Below are 15,920 nucleotides of genomic sequence, written 5' to 3'. Positions count from 1 at the left end.
CCGGATCCCCGTACCACCACGACGCCCCTTCAAGAGGAGGCCGAATGGGACCGCAGCCTCCTCGTCGCCACTCCCGCTCGCACCGCCCACCGGCAAGGCACTCTGGGCGGAACTCGACTGCGGTCGGCCCGCCCGCTGACCGCCCGCCGCATCCGCAGTCGGGCCCGGAACACATCTCCCTAGCCCGGCGTGCATTCCGCTACTCCTTGGCGCGCTGCGCGGCTCCTCAGTGCAGCAGATCCCCCGCTCTGGGTGGAACGCCTCGAAGGTGACGCCCAGACTGTCTCATCCTCAGCAGGAGGCCGTGGCCGTCGTCGGCCGGGACAAGGCCGTCCACCACAGCCTCCCGCATGATGTCGACGGTGTTCTTGACTCTGATGCCCTTGCGGTGCGCATAGTGGCCAGCTTCGCCGTCATCCGTGATCCACACCGAACCTAAGAACTCACTGCGGTGTTCGATGAGGACAAGCGTCTCCGCCTCACCCAGGTGTTGCCGGGGCCGGGACGGTGAGCCGGCGAAGACGACGCGACGGACGCGGTCCACCAGGGCTGTTTCAGCCAGGTCATCGATCTCGATTGGTGCGCCGAGCCATCCGCCGTCGGTCACCTGACTGAGCCTCGGCAAGTACTGCTTCGACTGCTCGGCCTCCGCCGCGACGGCCTCTGTCCAACGGCCGCGACCGTCAAGGATTTTCTCCAGCAGGCTCAGGCGGTCGACGGCGGCGAAGTTGCACAGCACCGTATTGTCGGGAAACCAGCAATGGCGCGTCATGGCTGAAAGACCAGGTCCTCTTCGCCGACGTCCGTACTGGAGATCCCCTCGTCCTGCGGGACCGGTTCAGGTTCGAGCATGGCCCGTACTCGGTCGACGTCCAAGCCCGTGTACGCGGCAAGCGGGCGAAGGGTGGTGTCTCCGGCCAGGTATGCCTCATAGAGGAGTTGGGCCGGCCGGAATGGCAGCCGTTTGGCTTGTGACCACGTCTTACGCGCCTCGTAGAGGTCGCTCTGTCCGGTCAGCCAGTGACAGGTCTGCGTCGTGAGCCCGCGGAGCCTGCTCGCCGTTTCCGGAGCGATGGCGCCGAATTGGCCAAGCCGTGCCGCGAGGGCGCTGGGCGACACCTGGAAACGCACGACCAGTCCGGTGAGTCGCTCGTCTGTGAGTTCGCCCTCCTGCAACGCCGAAACGATCTCGTCGCGGGGCATCAAGAGGTTGGCGGCGAACACGTTGGCGCGTACCTCGGTCAGGTCCTTCTGGTGCCCTGGGGAAAGATGGGTCTCCGTCAGGAGGTCCTGGGCGTCCATGGCCAGGATGTGTCCCAGTTCATGAGCGAGGGTGAAGCGCTGGCGGGTCGGCACATCGGTCAGGGCGATCATGATGAGCCGGAATCCGTCGGCTTGCCAGGCTGCACCGTCGAGTCCGTCGGGCAGGCCGACCTTTGCCACATCCAAACCGAAGGTGCCCTCCATGGCCTGGACCAGATCGGCGGTGCCCAGTTCGCCAACGCTCGGCGCACCCTCGACCCTGAGCCGGCCGAGCGCGTCCTCCGCCAAGGCCACCCCCTGATCGACGTAGCGTTTCAGGTCCGCTCGCACAGCAGGCAGCTCAGGCAGGTCGGGCGAGAGTCCGAGAAGATCGATCACCTCGTACGCCGTGGTGAACCGCTCGACCAGATCCTTCAGCCTTTCACGGCCCCGCTCGTCGACCGCCGGCGTGCTCGTGCGGGCCGCGAAGGCGGGGCGCTGCGGTTCACGGCCGGTCAGCAGCCAGTCCACGGTGGTGTTGCCGAACTCTGCGATTCGGGCCAGGTCGAGTGACGTGAACCTGCGGACGCCAGTCAGAGACTTCGAGAGCTTGTCGGACGTCAGCCCGATTGCTTCGGCGAAGGCCGCCTGGCTCACCGAGGCCGCCGTCATTACTTTGCGTGCACGATCGATTACGGACTCGCTCATGGATTAACCGTACGCAGCTGTTGCGAAAATCGCAACACGGGCAGTCGCCTGCGGGTACACTGCTGTCACGTCGCCCGACCACTCACCTCATGGCGGAATCGCTGCCCGGGCGACCACCAGCGGCCCGTCCGTGAACCGCAACCGGCATGCCCGCGATCACCATGGCCGGCCGGTTGCCGTTCACGTACTGTCCCCTGCTGTCACCCCGTGGAGCGCCACGCACTCACGGAGCAGCGGTTCCAGGCCCAACTGGGAGTCCTCGCGGTCGAACACCTGCAGCGCGTCGAGGCAGTTGCCGATCCACCGCGCCTCGTCCTCAATCTTGAGCGCGACAGCGGTCGCCGCGCCCACCAGGTCGAACGGGCCGTCCTTGAACTCGTTGTCCAGGGCCCGGTTATCCGGTCGCGAGCAGCGGGTCCGCGTACACGCCGGTCGCCTCGGCAAAGGCGCGGACCTCGACCCGGTCCGCGCGCAGGCCGGCCAAGCTACGCAACACCTCGTCGGGGTCACCGAGTTCGTCGTGCAGACGGTGTGCCCGGTCGACCAGGAGCGGCCAGCCGCCGGTCAGCTCGCGGAGACGGTCCAGGCGGTCCTCGGTGTGGAACATTTTGACGTGCTGGGCCCAGCCGCGCAGGCTGCACGTTGGCGATCACGTCGTAGCGGTGGTCGAGGCTCAGCGTGTCCTCGAAGGCCGCCGAGATACCGTCCCGGAGCGCGGCGTCCGACTCCACCACCTTGATGTCGGTGACCTCCACCGCGTACGGGGGTCCCTCGGCTCCACGCCGCGCCCGCTTGCGGTGCATCAGCTCGACCAGCCGGTGCCCGAACATCGCGAGCAGGAAGGGCTGGTAGGAGCAGTAGCCGAGCACCCGGTGGACGAGGTCCAGGTCCTGGAACTCGAAGCCGAGCGCTCGCATCGACTCGACCAGCAGCTCGGCGGCGTACTGAGGAGCCAGCGGACCGATGACCTTCGGAGTCTGGGCAAGGTGGCCGAAGGGGCCGTTGTTCGCGAGCTTGGAGAAGCGCTGCACGGAGTGCAGTCGGCGAAGACGACCTTGGCACGGTCCTTGGTGTCGGACCCGAGACCCTTGAGTTTCTTGGTCTGGTCGAAGCGGGGCGCGTCCGCCTCGAAGAACTGGTCGCACTCGTCGAGCAGGATGAGCAGACGGCGGCGCCAGTCCCCGTCGGGCCAGGTCCGGATGCCGGCGCGCACCCTTTCCGAGATCTCCTGCCGTGCCTCGCGCCCCTGCGACCGGTCGAGCACCTGCGCCTCGGTCAGCTCCCGGTCCAGGACGCTCCACAGCGCCTCCGGCTCGAGCGAGCTGCCCTTGCCGATGTTCTCCTGGTCAAGGTTGATGTACACCGCCTGCTGGTAGCCGGGGCGTTGCTCGGTGAACCGTTCCCCGGCGTCGGCGAGCAGTGCCGACTTCCCCAGACCCCGGCCACCGAAGATGACCTGCGTGCCGCGCGGGTCGAGGATGCTCTTGCGTTCGGCGTCACGGCCGTAGAACATCTCACCGCCGACCCGGCCGCGCTTCTCCCTGATGTACGGGTTGACACCGGAGAGCGGCAGCAGTGTCTGCGTGGCGGTGCTGACCTGGCGGTTGCCGCGGGCCGCGAGGTAGGCGAGGGCGGCGTCGTCCACTACCAGCAGCGGCTGCAACCAGCCGGAGCCGACGACGAGTTCGACGCGGGCATCACGGCTCAGCGTGCCGAAGGAGACGACGAGGAGGCTCGTCCCGCTAGTGTCGCGCTCCGCGAGGCTCATGACGACCTTGGCGGGCGGACGGCCCCAGACCATCAGCACGCGCAGGTTGCCACCCTGCTCCCTGATCTGCGAGCCGAACGCGGGTGCCTTCGCCCTGCCGTTGATCTCCACCTGGGTCACCTCGAACAAGCGGTACTCGCGCCGGTGCAGTGACCGCTCGTCAAGTGGGCCTGGCCTTCTCGGCGTCGTACCCGAGGAGTTTCAGGGCTGGAAGCAGCTGTCGCTTCGCGGACACCTCCAGCCGGTCCTTGCGCTCGGCGGCGGCCAGCGCGCGCCACTCCTCGAGGGCGTCGGCCGCCAGCGCCGCCTCGCCGGTGGAGAGACCGCCGTAGTCCAGGACGGGGACCATCGGGTGCTTGCCTCCGGACCGGACCAGGTCGACGAGTCCTGGTCGATGCCTCACGCCAGTCCGTCGGGCACAGCCGGGAAGAACTCGGTCAGGTGGGACTCGCCGGTCTCGATCTCCGGTACTGGCTCGCCGATCTCGAGGAAGTAGACGAGGTCGGCGGCGGTTGCCAGGCCTCCGGTGTCCAAGTGCCGCAGCACCTGGACGCACTCCTCTTCGGTGGGGTCCAGGACGTCGAGCCGGGCGCGGATCCGGTCGGCCGCCTGCTGCCGGAAGGCGGGCAGTCGCCGCGTACCTTGTCGAGCGCCCGACGCACGTCCAGCAGGTCGTGCCGGTCGGCGCCTTCGAGGCGGTCCTGGGCGTCGGCCGGCAGCTCCTGAAGGCCCAGGTCCTGGTCGTCGGTCACGGCACCGTCGGCGTGCGCGCGGTGCAGCTCGGCGACGAGTTCGCCGTGTGTCTTCCGCAGCTCCGTGCGCCGGACGGCCTCCCGGTCGTCGATCTCGGCGGCCTCGGGCGGGGCGAAATCGCCAGCCTGTGCGGCGGGCAGCATTCCTCGTCCGGCCAGGTCGACGATGGCCCGGGCCGCGGTGAAAGCGTCGTGGGAGAGCCGCTCGTCGAGGGCGTCCTGCCAGCTCCGGTCGACCGCGGTCAGCAGCTCGCCGAGCGGCGGTCGCTCGTCACAGGTGTCGCACACCTTCATCAGCTCCGCGTCCAGCACGCGTGCGGGGTCGACCGGATTGCCGGGATGCGTGGTCACGGTGTCCCCGGCCAGCAGAGCGAACAGCTCCTCCATCGAGGCGTGGGCCGCCCAGGCCGTCGCGGCCGAGACGGCGTCCGAGCGCCGCGCCAGCTGCGCCAGTGCCGCTTCCTTGCCGTCCAGCAGGGACCGGCGCAGGGAGGAGATCTCGTTGGCCGCGCGGTTGCCGTCGGAACGGTCGCCGCGGCGAGTGCCGTCGACCACCGGGCACCACTCCTTGACCAGGCCGACCGCTCGCTCCACGAGATGCACCAGATCCTGCCGCCAGGAGCCCTGTAGCGGCTTGCCGCTCGGCGAACGGTGCTTGCGGTCCATGCGGTCGATCTCGTTGTTGATCTCGGCGAGTTTCGACAGGCGCTCGGCCTGCTCCCGCACCTGCTGAAAGGCGTCGCGGTCGTCGCGGACCACGGTCATGAGCAGCGATCCGAGCATCCCGTCGGCTGGGGCCAGCCAGCGCTTGGCTATCTCCGTCGCCCGCGCGAACCGCAGCCTCTGCGGCGTGAGCAGGTCAATGGTCGCGCAGCTCCCGCAGCCGGGCCTCCGTCTCGGAGACGTCGGCCACCAGCGGGGAGGCGATCATCAGACCGCCGCTGAGCGCACGGTCGGCGACCGCGGCCGCCGCCTCCGCGAGCCGGTCCGGGAGCCGGGGCACCAGCGCCTTGAGCTGAGCGCCTGCCGAGTGGTCGCCGGTGATCAGCGCGGTGCGCAGCAGGGCGGGCAGCAGGAGGAGTTCACAGCCCTCGGTGTCGCGGCCCGCGTATCCGCTTATGCGCGCCAAGAGTCCCGAAAGCCCGGGCACCGTACTGCCGCTCCCACCAGTCACTCCAGCACAAATCCGCAGGTGAAGGCGTGTCCGAGAGGCTCGACCTGGTGGATACCGCGAAACAGGTCGCGCCTCACTAGCGCTACGCCAAACCGCAGGTCAGAGCCTCTTTCCCGCAGGCTCCAAAATCGCCACACACTCCACATGATGAGTCATCGGAAACAGATCAAACGCCCGCAACATCCGCACCCGATACCCCCCCTCCCGGAAGTACCCCAGATCCCGCGCCAACGCCGCCGGATCGCACGCCACATACGCGATCCTCCGCGCCCCCAGCGACGCAAGATGCGCGACCGTCTTCCGGCCCGCCCCAGCCCTCGGCGGGTCCAGGACGATCAAGTCCACCTCGGTGATACCGGTACGCGGCAGCACCGCCTCCACCTTGCCCTGCTCGATGCGTACGCGGTCGAAGTCGGCCAGGTTGTGCCGGGCGTCCTCCACCGCGCGCTTGCCGGATTCGATGCCGAGGACCGCGCCCTTGTCGCCGAGCCGGTCGGCCAAGGCGCCCGCGAACAGCCCCACACCGCAGTACAGGTCGAGTGCCATCTCGCCCTTGCGGGGCAGCAGGCCCTGCATGACCGCCGTCACGAGGGTGTCCGCCGCCTTCGGGTGGACCTGCCAGAAGCCGCCGCTGCCGACGCGGTACGTACGGCCGTCCGCGCGCTCGCGGACGAAGGGGCGGCCGTGGACGCGGTGGGTGCCGCCGTCCTTCTCGCCGACCCGCATCACGGAGACCGGCTTGTCCAACTCCACGATCGGCAGGCGCGCGCCAGGCCTCGGCGTCAGGATCACCTGCCGGTCCTGCGACCCCGTCGCCGCGATCGCCTCCACCGACGCCATGCCCGTCCAGTCACGCTTCTCGATGCCCAGCTCGCTGACGCCCTCGGCGGCGATCATGCAGTGGTCGATCGGCTCCACCTCGTGCGAGCGGTGCCGGCGCAGTCCGGCGTGGCCGTCGGCGTCGACCGCGTACTGCACGCGCGTGCGCCACTGCGGTACCTGCCCCGCGGGCAGCTTGTCTCCTTCGGCCGGCATCACCGTGCCGTCCCAGCCGACGTCCTCCGGCGTCAGCCCCGCGAGCCGCTGCAGCTGCTCGGCGATGACCTCGCCCTTCATCCGGCGCTGCGCCCCCGGCTTGGCGTGCTGCCAGTCGCAGCCACCGCAGCGGCCGGGGCCGGCGAAGGGACAGGGCGCCTCGATGCGGTCCTTGGAGGCCGACAGGACCTCCACCGCATCCGCGCGCAGGAAGCGGTCGCCTTCCTCGCCCTCGGTCACTTGGGCCACGACCCGCTCACCGGGCAGGGTGTGCCGGACGAACAGCACCTGGCCGGCGTCGGTACGGGCGATGCAGTGCCCGCCGTGGGCGACGGGGCCGACCTCGACCTCGTACTCCTCCCCCACCAGCGACTTCTTCGGTTCTGCCTGCATGGTGGGGTGACTCCAGATCGAGAAGGGATACGGCCGACGGCGCCGGACGGCGACGGTCGAGATGATGTCGAGCGGGCGGGTACGGCCCGACCGGCGGTCTCCAGAGGCCTGACAACAGCCCACCAGTCTACGTGCTCACGGCCATACTCCCCGCCGGGCCCACGTGCTCCCAGCCCCCGTCAACACCAAGGACCAAGCGCCGACGTCCCGTCAACGCTGAGCGTCCGTCTCCTTCGCCCGCTCCTGGGCCGGCCCCCGCCGCACCGATCCCGGCGCGTTCCATTCCTGCTGCTTGCGGGCCCGGGCCTTGGCCGCCTCGGACGACTGGAGCTGGTACGGCACGGACGTCACCATGATGCCCGGCGTGAACAGCAGCCGGCCCTTCAGCCGCAGCGCGCTCTGGTTGTGCAACAGGTGCTCGTACCAGTGGCCGACCACGTACTCGGGGATGATGACCGAGACGGCGTCGCGCGGGGACTCCTTGCGCAGGCTCTTGACGTACTCGATGATCGGCCGGGTGATCTCGCGGTAGGGCGAGTCGAGCACCTTCAGCGGTACGTCGATGCCGCGCCGCTCCCACTCCTCGCGCAGCGCCTTGGTCTCCGCCGGGTCGACGTTGACGCTGAGCGCCTCCAGGGTGTCCGAGCGCATCAGCTTGGCGTAGGCCAGGGCGCGCAGGGCGGGGCGGTGGATCTTGGAGATCAGGACGACCGAGTGCACGCGGGACGGCCGTACGCTGTCGTCGCTCGGGCCCTCGGGGGCGGCGAGTTCCTCGGAGACGTGGTCGTAGTGGCGGCGGATCGCCGTCATCGTGCCGTAGAAGATCACCATGCCCAGCAGGGCCACCCAGGCGCCGTGCGTGAACTTCGTGACGAGCACGACGATCAGGACGAGGCCGGTGAAGAAGGCGCCGAAGGTGTTGATCGCGCGGGAGCGGACCATGTGGCGGCGCTTGGCCTGGTCGGTCTCCGTCGCCAGGAGGCGGTTCCAGTGGCGGACCATGCCGGTCTGGCTGAGCGTGAAGGAGACGAACACACCGACGATGTACAGCTGGATCAGGCGGGTGGAATCGGCGCCGTAGATCCACACCAGGAGGATGGCCGCGCCCGCCAGGAGCACGATGCCGTTGGAGAAGGCGAGCCGGTCGCCGCGGGTGTGCAGCTGGCGCGGCAGATAGCGGTCCTGGGCGAGGATCGAGCCGAGCACCGGGAAGCCGTTGTAGGCGGTGTTGGCCGCCAGGAACAGCACCAGGGCGGTGGCTGCGGCGAGCACGATGAAGAAGAAGCTGCCCTTGCCGAAGACGGCCTCGGCGACCTGGGTGATCACCGGGTTCTGAACGTAGTCGGCGCCGACGGCGACACCGTCCCTCAGCAGGTCGACGGCCGGGTGCTCGGCCATACGGACCTTGGTCACCATGGCTAGGACGATGATGCCGCAGAACATGGTGACGGCCAGCCCGCCCATCAGCGCGAGCGTGGTCGCGGCGTTCTTCGACTTGGGCTTGCGGAAGGCCGGGACGCCGTTGGAGATGGCCTCGACACCGGTGAGCGCGGCACAGCCGGAGGAGAAGGCGCGCAGGAGAAGGAAGACGAGCGCGAAGCCGGCGAGTCCCTCGTGCTCCGGCTTGATCTCGTACGACGCCGTGGGCGCCCGCATGGTGTCGTCCAGGACCAGCCCGCGGAACGCGCCCCACGCGATCATGATGAAGACGCCCGTGACGAACACGTACGTCGGGATCGCGAAGAGGCTGCCGGACTCCCTGACGCCGCGCAGGTTCATCAGCGTCAGCAGCACGATCACACCGACCGCGCACTCGACCTTGTGCTCGACGACGAACGGGATCGCGGAGCCGAGGTTCTCGATGCCGGAGGAGATGGAGACGGCGACGGTCAGGACGTAGTCGACGAGCAGGGCGCTCGCGACCGTCAGACCGGCCTTGGGGCCGAGGTTGGTGGTGGCCACCTCGTAGTCGCCGCCGCCGCTGGGGTAGGCGTGCACGTTCTGCCGGTAGGAGGCGACCACGGTGAACATCAGCACCACGACCGCGACCGCGATCCAGGGGCTGAAGTGGTAGGCCGACACGCCCGCGATGGAGAGGACCAGCAGTACTTCTCCGGGCGCGTAGGCCACGGAGGACAGCGGGTCGGAGGCGAAGACGGGGAGTGCGATGCGCTTCGGCAGGAGCGTTTCCGCGAGCCGGTCGCTGCGCAGCGCGCGCCCGATGAGAATCCGCTTGGGCACGTCGGTCAGTTTGGACACAACAGAGAATCGTAGGCCCCCTGCCTGGGGCGGAGCACATCCGGGTGAAATCGCGCGCGGCGCGGGGGTGAATTCCGGGCCAGGCACGCGCCGGGGGCCGACCCCCCGGGCGTCCACATGCCTCCATGACCTGCGTCAGTACGCTCATCACATCCGGGAGCCCTCATGTCGCAGACGGCCGCTCAGCTCGTCGGTGCCCTCGCCTCGCTCGCCGGACTCGCCGCCCTGGCACTGGCCAGCCTCCGCAGCTTCAACCGCCGCTGAGGCGGCCGGTGGTCGCTTGAGGTGGGGCCTGGTCGGTGTGTCCGACCCTGACGTTACGGTGGACTGAGGCACACGCGAGCCCACGATCCGAATCGCGAGGGATCATCGACGGGATTCCCCGGCATGATGTGCCCAGCGGTCCGCGACCGGCCCGCGCCTGTTGCCCGGCGAACCGAGAGAAGGATATGAGCGCCACGTTCACGCAAGTCAGACGCCTAACGAGGAGTGCGGGGTAAGCGCCGTGCACATCGTCATCATGGGTTGCGGAAGGGTGGGCTCCGCTCTGGCCCAGACCCTGGAGCAACAAGGGCATACGGTCGCCGTGATCGACCAGGACCCCACCGCGTTCCGGCGGCTGGGCCCCGGGTTCGGAGGCCGCCGGGTCACCGGCGTCGGCTTCGACCAGGACACGCTGCGCGAGGCGGGCATCGAGGAGGCGGGCGCCTTCGCCGCCGTCTCCAGCGGTGACAACTCGAACATCATCTCCGCGCGCGTGGCCCGCGAGATGTTCGGCGTGGAGAACGTCGCGGCCCGGATCTACGACCCCCGTCGCGCCGAGGTCTACCAGCGCCTGGGCATCCCCACGGTGGCCACCGTCCGCTGGACGGCCGACCAGATGCTGCGCCGCCTGCTGCCCTCGGGTGCCGAGCCGCTGTGGCGGGACCCCACCGGTGGCGTCCAGCTCGCCGAGGTGCACGCCTCCGCGTCCTGGGTCGGCCACAAGATCAGCAAGCTGCAGGAGGAGACCGGGGTCCGCGTCGCGTTCCTCACCCGCCTCGGGGAGGCGATCCTGCCCACCTCGCAGACGGTGCTGCAGGAGGGTGACCTGGTGCACGTGATGATGCGCACCGACGAGGTCGACAAGGTCGAGGCGGCGTTCGCCAAGGGTCCCGAAGAGGAGGGCGGTCACTGATGAGGGTCGCCATTGCCGGTGCCGGCGCGGTGGGTCGCTCCATCGCGGGCGAACTGCTGGAGAACGGCCACGAGGTCCTGCTCGTCGACAAGGCGCCGACGGCCATCTCGGTCGAGCGCGTCCCGCAGGCGGAGTGGCTGCTCGCCGACGCCTGCGAGATCACGTCGCTGGACGAGGCGGCCCTGCAGCGCTGCAACGTGGTGATCGCCGCGACGGGAGACGACAAGGTCAACCTGGTCGTCTCGCTGCTGGCGAAGACGGAGTACGGCGTCCCGCGCGTCGTGGCTCGCGTGAACAACCCGAAGAACGAGTGGCTGTTCAACGAGTCCTGGGGCGTGGACGTGGCGGTCTCGACCCCCCGCCTGATGTCGGCCCTGGTCGAGGAGGCGGTGAGCGTCGGCGACCTGGTCCGCCTGCTCCGCTTCAGCCACGGCGACGCGAACCTCGTGGAGCTGACCCTGCCGGAGGAGTCGGCCCTGGCCGGCACCCAGGTCGGCGACGTGGAGTGGCCCCAGGACACGTCCCTGGTCACCATCATCCGCGGCAACCGCGTCCTGACGCCGTCCCGCGAGGACTCCCTGGAGGCGGGCGACGAGCTCCTCTTCGTGGCCGCGCAGGCGCGGGAGGAGCAGTTGGAGGACCTGCTGTCGGTGCGCCGCGAGGACACGACGGGCTGACCGACTCGAGGGTTACGACGACGAAGGGCGCCCTGCGGACTTGGGGGCGCCCTACGCCTTTGGACGGCAACGCTCACTTCACAGCGCCGGCCCAGGCAATTCAGCCCGTCCGGCGTTTGAGGACGAGGCCCGTTCAGGGCCGAAGCGGGGGCCTGGGGGCGGCAGCCCCCAGATGACGGCGACGCAGGACGCCTACTCGGCCGGCCTCGCGGCAGCCTCCCGCGCCTTCTCCTCCGCCTCCATCTCCGCGAACACATCGATCGGCGCCGGCGCCTTCGCCAGGAACACCCACGTCAGCCACACGGCCAGCAGGAACGGCGGAATCTTCAGAGCGACCAGCACCCACCCCAGCTGCGTCGTGTCCGCCCACCAGTACAGCGGGAAGAGAATCGCGCACTTGGCCAGCAGGATCGCGCCCCACGCGTAACTGGCCTTCGCGTAGGCCTTCTTGCGTCCGGGGTTGCGCTTGCGCCAGGAGAGGTTCTCCTTGAACACCGGCCCGAGGATCAGCCCGATCAACGGCACACCGCACAAGGTCGTGATGATGTACGCGAGCCCCAGCCCCAGCGTGTAGAGCATGCCGGGCAGATAGAAGTCCTTCGCGTTGCCGGTCATCATCGCGAACACGACACCGAAGGCGACACCGAAGACACCGCTGAACGCGTGCTTGACGGTGTCCCGCATCACCAGGCGCACCACCACGAGCAACAGGGACACCCCGAGCGCGGCGATGGCCGACAGGTGCAGGTCCTTGTTGATCGTGTAGATGGTGACGAAGAGCAGACCCGGCAGCACCGTCTCGATCATGCCGCGCATGCCGCCGAAGGCTTCGAACAGCGCGGCCTCGGTCACCGCCCGGGCATCGTGCTCGGCGTCCGCGCCGGTGTCGGTGGTGTCTTCAGTCGGCTTGTCGAGCGACGTCACCGGCTACTCCCGTCCGAGGGGTCTCAGTTCGTATTTCGGGTTGAACAGCACCCGGCGGCCTCGGCTCATGGAGACCCGCCCCGATGCGATCAGCCGGCGTCCCGGCTCTATCCCGACTATGGAGCGCCTGCCGAGCCACACCACGTCGAGGGCGGCGGAGCCGTCGAACAGCTCGGCCTCCAGGGCCGGGACTCCCGCACGCGGCCGCAGGGTGACCGTGCGCAAGGTACCAGTAACCGTCACGATCTGTCGGTCATGGCAGTCACAGATCTTGATGCATCCGGCCGTCTCGGCGTCCTCCCGCAGCTCCTCGGACTCCAGGTCCTCCTGCGACGAGGAGAGCCGGTCGAGCATGCGCCGGAACCGGCCCACCGACTTTTCGGAACGAGGAACAGCACTCATGTCTTGAAGCCTACCGGGGTGCACCGACACTCTCGTACCCCTGGTACCGACCCCGGAATCAGCCCGCTGTGACCAGCTCACTTCTCAAATCGATATCCCATACCCGGCTCCGTGACGAAGTGCCTGGGATGCGAAGGATCGGCCTCCAGTTTCCTGCGCAACTGGGCCATGTACACCCGCAGATAGTTCGTCTCCGTCCCGTACGACGGCCCCCACACCTCCTGCAGCAGCTGCTTCTGGCTGACGAGCCGCCCCGTGTTGCGGACCAGCACCTCCAGCAGATGCCACTCCGTCGGGGTCAGCCGTACGTCCTTTCCGGCCCGGTTGACCTTCTTCGCGGCCAGGTCGACGGTGAACTCCTCGGTCTCCACCATCACGTCGTCCTCGCCGCCCCCGGTCGGCTCGGCCCGGCGGACGGCGGCCCGCAGCCGGGCCAGCAGCTCGTCCATGCCGAAGGGCTTGGTGACGTAGTCGTCGGCGCCCGCGTCCAGCGCCTCGACCTTCTCGTCGGAGGAGTGCCGCGCGGACAGCACCAGGATCGGCACCCGGGTCCAGCCGCGCAGTCCCCGGATCACCTCGACGCCGTCCATGTCGGGCAGACCGAGGTCGAGGACGACCACGTCGGGGTGGCGGGTGGCGGCGAGTTCGAGGGCGGTGGTGCCGTCGTGGGCCGCGTCGACCTCGTACTTGCGGGCCTTGAGGTTGATCACGAGGGCGCGCACGATCTGCGGCTCGTCGTCGATCACCAGCACCCTCGTGGGGGCCTGGGGGGTTCCCCCAGTCGGGCTCAGCATGTGGCCTGCCTTTCGGGTTCCGCGGGGCGTTCCACTGACGCGCCCTCCTGGTCGAGAAGCTCCGCGCGCGCTCCCGCCGCCCGGAGGGTGAGGACCATGGTGAGGCCGCCGCCGGGCGTGTCCTCGGCGTTGAGGGTGCCGTTCATGGCCTCGGCGAAGCCGCGCGCGACGGCGAGCCCGAGGCCCACTCCGGCACCGCGCGGGGCGTCGCCGTAGCGCTGGAAGGGCGCGAAGATACGTTCCTTGGCCTCGTCGGGGACGCCCGGGCCGCGGTCGACGACCCGCACCTCGACCCGTTCGGCGATGGCGCTCGCGGAGACGAGGACGGCGCTGCCGTCCGGGCTGTACTTGACGGCGTTCTCGACCAGGTTGGCCACCGACCGCTCCAGCAGCCCCGGGTCCACGGCGACCATCGGCAGCGTCTCCGGAATGTCCAGCTCGACGCTGTCCTCCGGCACCCCGCCGAGCGCCATCGGCACCACCTCGTCGAGGTCGATCTCCCGGATCAGCGGCGTGACCGTGCCGGTCTGGAGCCGGGACATGTCCAGCAGGTTGCCGACCAGGTGGTCCAGGCGGTCGGCGCCCTCCTCGATGCCCTCCAGCAGTTCGGCCTCGTCCTCCTCCGACCACGCCACGTCGTCGGAGCGCAGCGAGGACACCGCCGCCTTGATGCCCGCGAGAGGCGTACGCAGGTCATGGCTGACGGCGGCCAGCAGCGCCGTACGGATCCGGTTGCCCTCCGCCAGCTCCTTGGCCTGCTCGGCCTCGCGCTGCAGGCGCTGGCGGTCCAGGACGACCGCGGCCTGCGCGGCGAAGGCGGCCAGCACCCTGCGGTCCTCGGCGGGCAGCACCCGGCCGGCCAGTGCGAGCGCCATGTGATCGCCGACCGGTACGTCCACGTCCGCGTCCTCCGGCCGCTCCGGCGCCCGCCCCGGGCCCACCCGGCCCGCACACGTCCACGGATCGACGTCGCTCTGCCGTTCCAGCAGCGCCGCCGCCTCCATGCCGAACGTCTCGCGGACCCGCTCGAGCAGCTCCTCCAGGCCGGTCTCGCCGCGCAGCACGTTCCCGGCGAGGAAGGAGAGGATCTCCGACTCGGCCCGCAGTCGGGCCGCCTGATGGGTGCGGCGGGCCGCGAGGTCCACCACGGAGGCCACCGCCACCGCCACGAAGACGAAGATCACGAGCGCGAGCAGGTTCTTCGGGTCGGCGATCGAGACGCGGTGCAGCGGGGGTGTGAAGAACCAGTTGAGCAGCAGCGAGCCGACCCCGGCCGAGGCCAGCGCGGGGTGGAGGCCTCCGAGCAGGGCCGCCGCCACCGTCAGGGTCAGGAACAACAGCATGTCGTTCGCGAGGCCCAGGTCGGCGTCGATGTGGGTCAGCAGCAGGGTGAGCAGCGCCGGACCGCCGACGCCGATGAGCCAGCCCCACATGATCCGGGACCGGCCGAGGCTCGCGCCCCGGGCGACGGGCAGCCCGCGTCCCTTGGCGGCCTCCTCGTGGGTGACGATGTGGACGTCCAGGTCGGGGCCCGAGTCCCGGGCGACCGTGGCGCCGACCCCCGGCCCGAGGACGTACTGCCAGCTCTTGCGCCGTGAGGAGCCGAGCACGATCTGAGTGGCGTTCACGCCACGCGCGAAGTCCAGCAGCGCCGCCGGGATGTCGTCGCCGAGGACGTGGTGGAAGGTGCCGCCCAGGTCCTCGACGAGGGTGCGTTGGACGGCGAGTTCCTTGGGTGAGGCGGAGGTCAGGCCGTCGCTGCGGGCGATGTACACGGCCAGCACCTCGCCGCCGGCGCCCTTCTCCGCGAGCCGCGCGGCCCGGCGGATCAGCGTCCGTCCCTCCGGCCCGCCGGTCAGCCCGACCACGATCCGCTCCCGCGAGCCCCAGATCGTCGACACCCGGTGATCGCTGCGGTACTGCTTCAGATACTCGTCGACCCGGTCCGCGACCCACAGCAACGCCAGCTCGCGCAGGGCGGTCAGGTTTCCGGGCCGGAAGTAGTTCGAAAGGGCGGCGTCGACCTTGTCCGGCCGGTAGATGTTCCCGTGCGCCATCCGCCGCCGCAGCGCCTGCGGCTCCATGTCGACCAGCTCGATCTGGTCGGCCCGGCGCACCACCTCGTCGGGGACGGTCTCCTGCTGCCGGACGCCGGTGATCGACTCGACGACGTCTCCGAGCGACTCCAGGTGCTGGATGTTGACGGTCGATATCACGTCGATCCCGGCGGCCAGCAGCTCCTCCACGTCCTGCCAGCGCTTGGCGTTGCGCGAGCCGGGGATGTTGGTGTGGGCCAGCTCGTCGACGAGCGCCACCTGTGGACGCCGCGCCAGTACGGCGTCGACGTCCATCTCCGTGAAGACGGCCCCTCGGTACCCGAGCTCGTTCCGGGCGATCTGCTCCAGCCCGTGCAGCATCACCTCGGTGCGGGTCCGGTCATGGTGCTCCACGAACGCCACCACACAGTCCGTGCCCCGCTCGACACGGCGGTGCGCCTCGGACAGCATCGCGTACGTCTTGCCGACGCCCGGTGCCGCACCGAGGTAGATCCGAAGCTTGCCGCGTCCCATGGCCCTATTGTCTTCCGGTCCCACTGCTGCCTGCGCAGCGTCGAC

Annotated in this window: 16 protein-coding genes; 2 read left to right on the top strand and 14 right to left on the bottom strand. The window is 69.6% G+C overall.

Annotation, left to right across the window (positions count from 1 at the left end; genetic code table 11):
- Window positions 1-226: 226 nt before the first annotated feature.
- The 10 genes from ACIREI_RS39455 to ACIREI_RS39410 all read right to left on the bottom strand — a co-directional run bounded on the left by ACIREI_RS39455 (window position 227) and on the right by ACIREI_RS39410 (window position 9,331).
- Complete coding sequence (locus ACIREI_RS39455; protein ID WP_403343872.1) at window positions 227-772, bottom strand: hypothetical protein; 546 nt, start codon at window positions 770-772, stop codon at window positions 227-229.
- On the bottom strand, window positions 769-1,950 hold the full coding sequence (locus tag ACIREI_RS39450) for a helix-turn-helix domain-containing protein (RefSeq protein WP_403343869.1): 1,182 nt from the start codon (window positions 1,948-1,950) through the stop codon (window positions 769-771). The genes ACIREI_RS39455 and ACIREI_RS39450 overlap by 4 nt, the downstream gene beginning before the upstream one ends.
- A 180-nt stretch (window positions 1,951-2,130) precedes the next feature.
- Window positions 2,131-2,301 (bottom strand): hypothetical protein, encoded by a 171-nt coding sequence (locus ACIREI_RS39445; RefSeq protein WP_403343866.1) that lies wholly within the window; start codon window positions 2,299-2,301, stop codon window positions 2,131-2,133.
- 43 nt (window positions 2,302-2,344) lie between these two features.
- The gene (locus ACIREI_RS39440) at window positions 2,345-2,557 is read right to left on the bottom strand and encodes a hypothetical protein (RefSeq protein ID WP_403343863.1); all 213 of its coding nucleotides are present in this window, start codon (window positions 2,555-2,557) and stop codon (window positions 2,345-2,347) included.
- Window positions 2,558-2,752: 195 nt separating this feature from the next.
- Window positions 2,753-3,847, bottom strand: a complete 1,095-nt coding sequence (locus tag ACIREI_RS39435) for a hypothetical protein (RefSeq protein ID WP_403343861.1) — start codon at window positions 3,845-3,847, stop codon at window positions 2,753-2,755.
- Window positions 3,848-3,878: 31 nt separating this feature from the next.
- A complete protein-coding gene (locus tag ACIREI_RS39430; protein ID WP_403343858.1) occupies window positions 3,879-4,121 on the bottom strand; it encodes a hypothetical protein in 243 nt (80 codons plus the stop codon).
- Between the two features lie 34 nt (window positions 4,122-4,155).
- Window positions 4,156-5,235 carry a hypothetical protein gene (locus ACIREI_RS39425; RefSeq protein WP_403343855.1) on the bottom strand — a complete coding sequence of 360 codons (1,080 nt, stop codon included), beginning with the start codon at window positions 5,233-5,235 and terminating at the stop codon, window positions 4,156-4,158.
- 94 nt (window positions 5,236-5,329) lie between these two features.
- Entirely contained in the window at window positions 5,330-5,599 is a 270-nt protein-coding gene (locus ACIREI_RS39420) for a hypothetical protein (protein ID WP_403343853.1), read from the bottom strand.
- Between the two features lie 144 nt (window positions 5,600-5,743).
- Window positions 5,744-7,072, bottom strand: coding sequence for a class I SAM-dependent RNA methyltransferase (locus ACIREI_RS39415; RefSeq protein WP_403343850.1), 1,329 nt, complete (start codon window positions 7,070-7,072; stop codon window positions 5,744-5,746).
- A 210-nt stretch (window positions 7,073-7,282) separates the two neighbouring features.
- Window positions 7,283-9,331: an APC family permease gene (locus ACIREI_RS39410; protein ID WP_403343847.1), complete on the bottom strand. Its 2,049-nt coding sequence runs from the start codon at window positions 9,329-9,331 to the stop codon at window positions 7,283-7,285.
- Window positions 9,332-9,836: 505 nt separating this feature from the next.
- On the opposite strand from ACIREI_RS39410, the gene ACIREI_RS39405 reads away from it, so the two are divergent.
- Window positions 9,837-10,508, top strand: coding sequence for a potassium channel family protein (locus ACIREI_RS39405; protein ID WP_403343845.1), 672 nt, complete (start codon window positions 9,837-9,839; stop codon window positions 10,506-10,508).
- Window positions 10,508-11,185 carry a potassium channel family protein gene (locus tag ACIREI_RS39400; RefSeq protein ID WP_403343842.1) on the top strand — a complete coding sequence of 226 codons (678 nt, stop codon included), beginning with the start codon at window positions 10,508-10,510 and terminating at the stop codon, window positions 11,183-11,185. Before ACIREI_RS39405 ends, ACIREI_RS39400 begins: the two co-directional genes overlap by 1 nt.
- A 192-nt stretch (window positions 11,186-11,377) precedes the next feature.
- Here the strand turns inward: ACIREI_RS39400 and ACIREI_RS39395 are convergent, their stop codons facing one another.
- The 4 genes from ACIREI_RS39395 to ACIREI_RS39380 form a co-directional block, all read right to left on the bottom strand.
- Complete coding sequence (locus tag ACIREI_RS39395) at window positions 11,378-12,109, bottom strand: DUF3159 domain-containing protein (RefSeq protein WP_403343839.1); 732 nt, start codon at window positions 12,107-12,109, stop codon at window positions 11,378-11,380.
- Window positions 12,110-12,112: 3 nt separating this feature from the next.
- Window positions 12,113-12,511 carry an OB-fold nucleic acid binding domain-containing protein gene (locus tag ACIREI_RS39390; protein ID WP_301996244.1) on the bottom strand — a complete coding sequence of 133 codons (399 nt, stop codon included), beginning with the start codon at window positions 12,509-12,511 and terminating at the stop codon, window positions 12,113-12,115.
- A 77-nt stretch (window positions 12,512-12,588) separates the two neighbouring features.
- Window positions 12,589-13,305, bottom strand: a complete 717-nt coding sequence (locus tag ACIREI_RS39385; protein ID WP_403343836.1) for a response regulator — start codon at window positions 13,303-13,305, stop codon at window positions 12,589-12,591.
- A complete protein-coding gene (locus ACIREI_RS39380; protein WP_403343833.1) occupies window positions 13,299-15,875 on the bottom strand; it encodes a DUF4118 domain-containing protein in 2,577 nt (858 codons plus the stop codon). The genes ACIREI_RS39385 and ACIREI_RS39380 overlap by 7 nt, the downstream gene beginning before the upstream one ends.
- Between the last annotated feature and the right edge of the window lie 45 nt (window positions 15,876-15,920).

The organism is Streptomyces sp. NPDC093591 (assembly GCF_044764885.1).
Lineage (GTDB): Bacteria > Actinomycetota > Actinomycetes > Streptomycetales > Streptomycetaceae > Streptomyces.
Note: the sequence above shows the minus strand (reverse complement) of the source record. Positions and strands in the feature narration are given on the sequence as shown.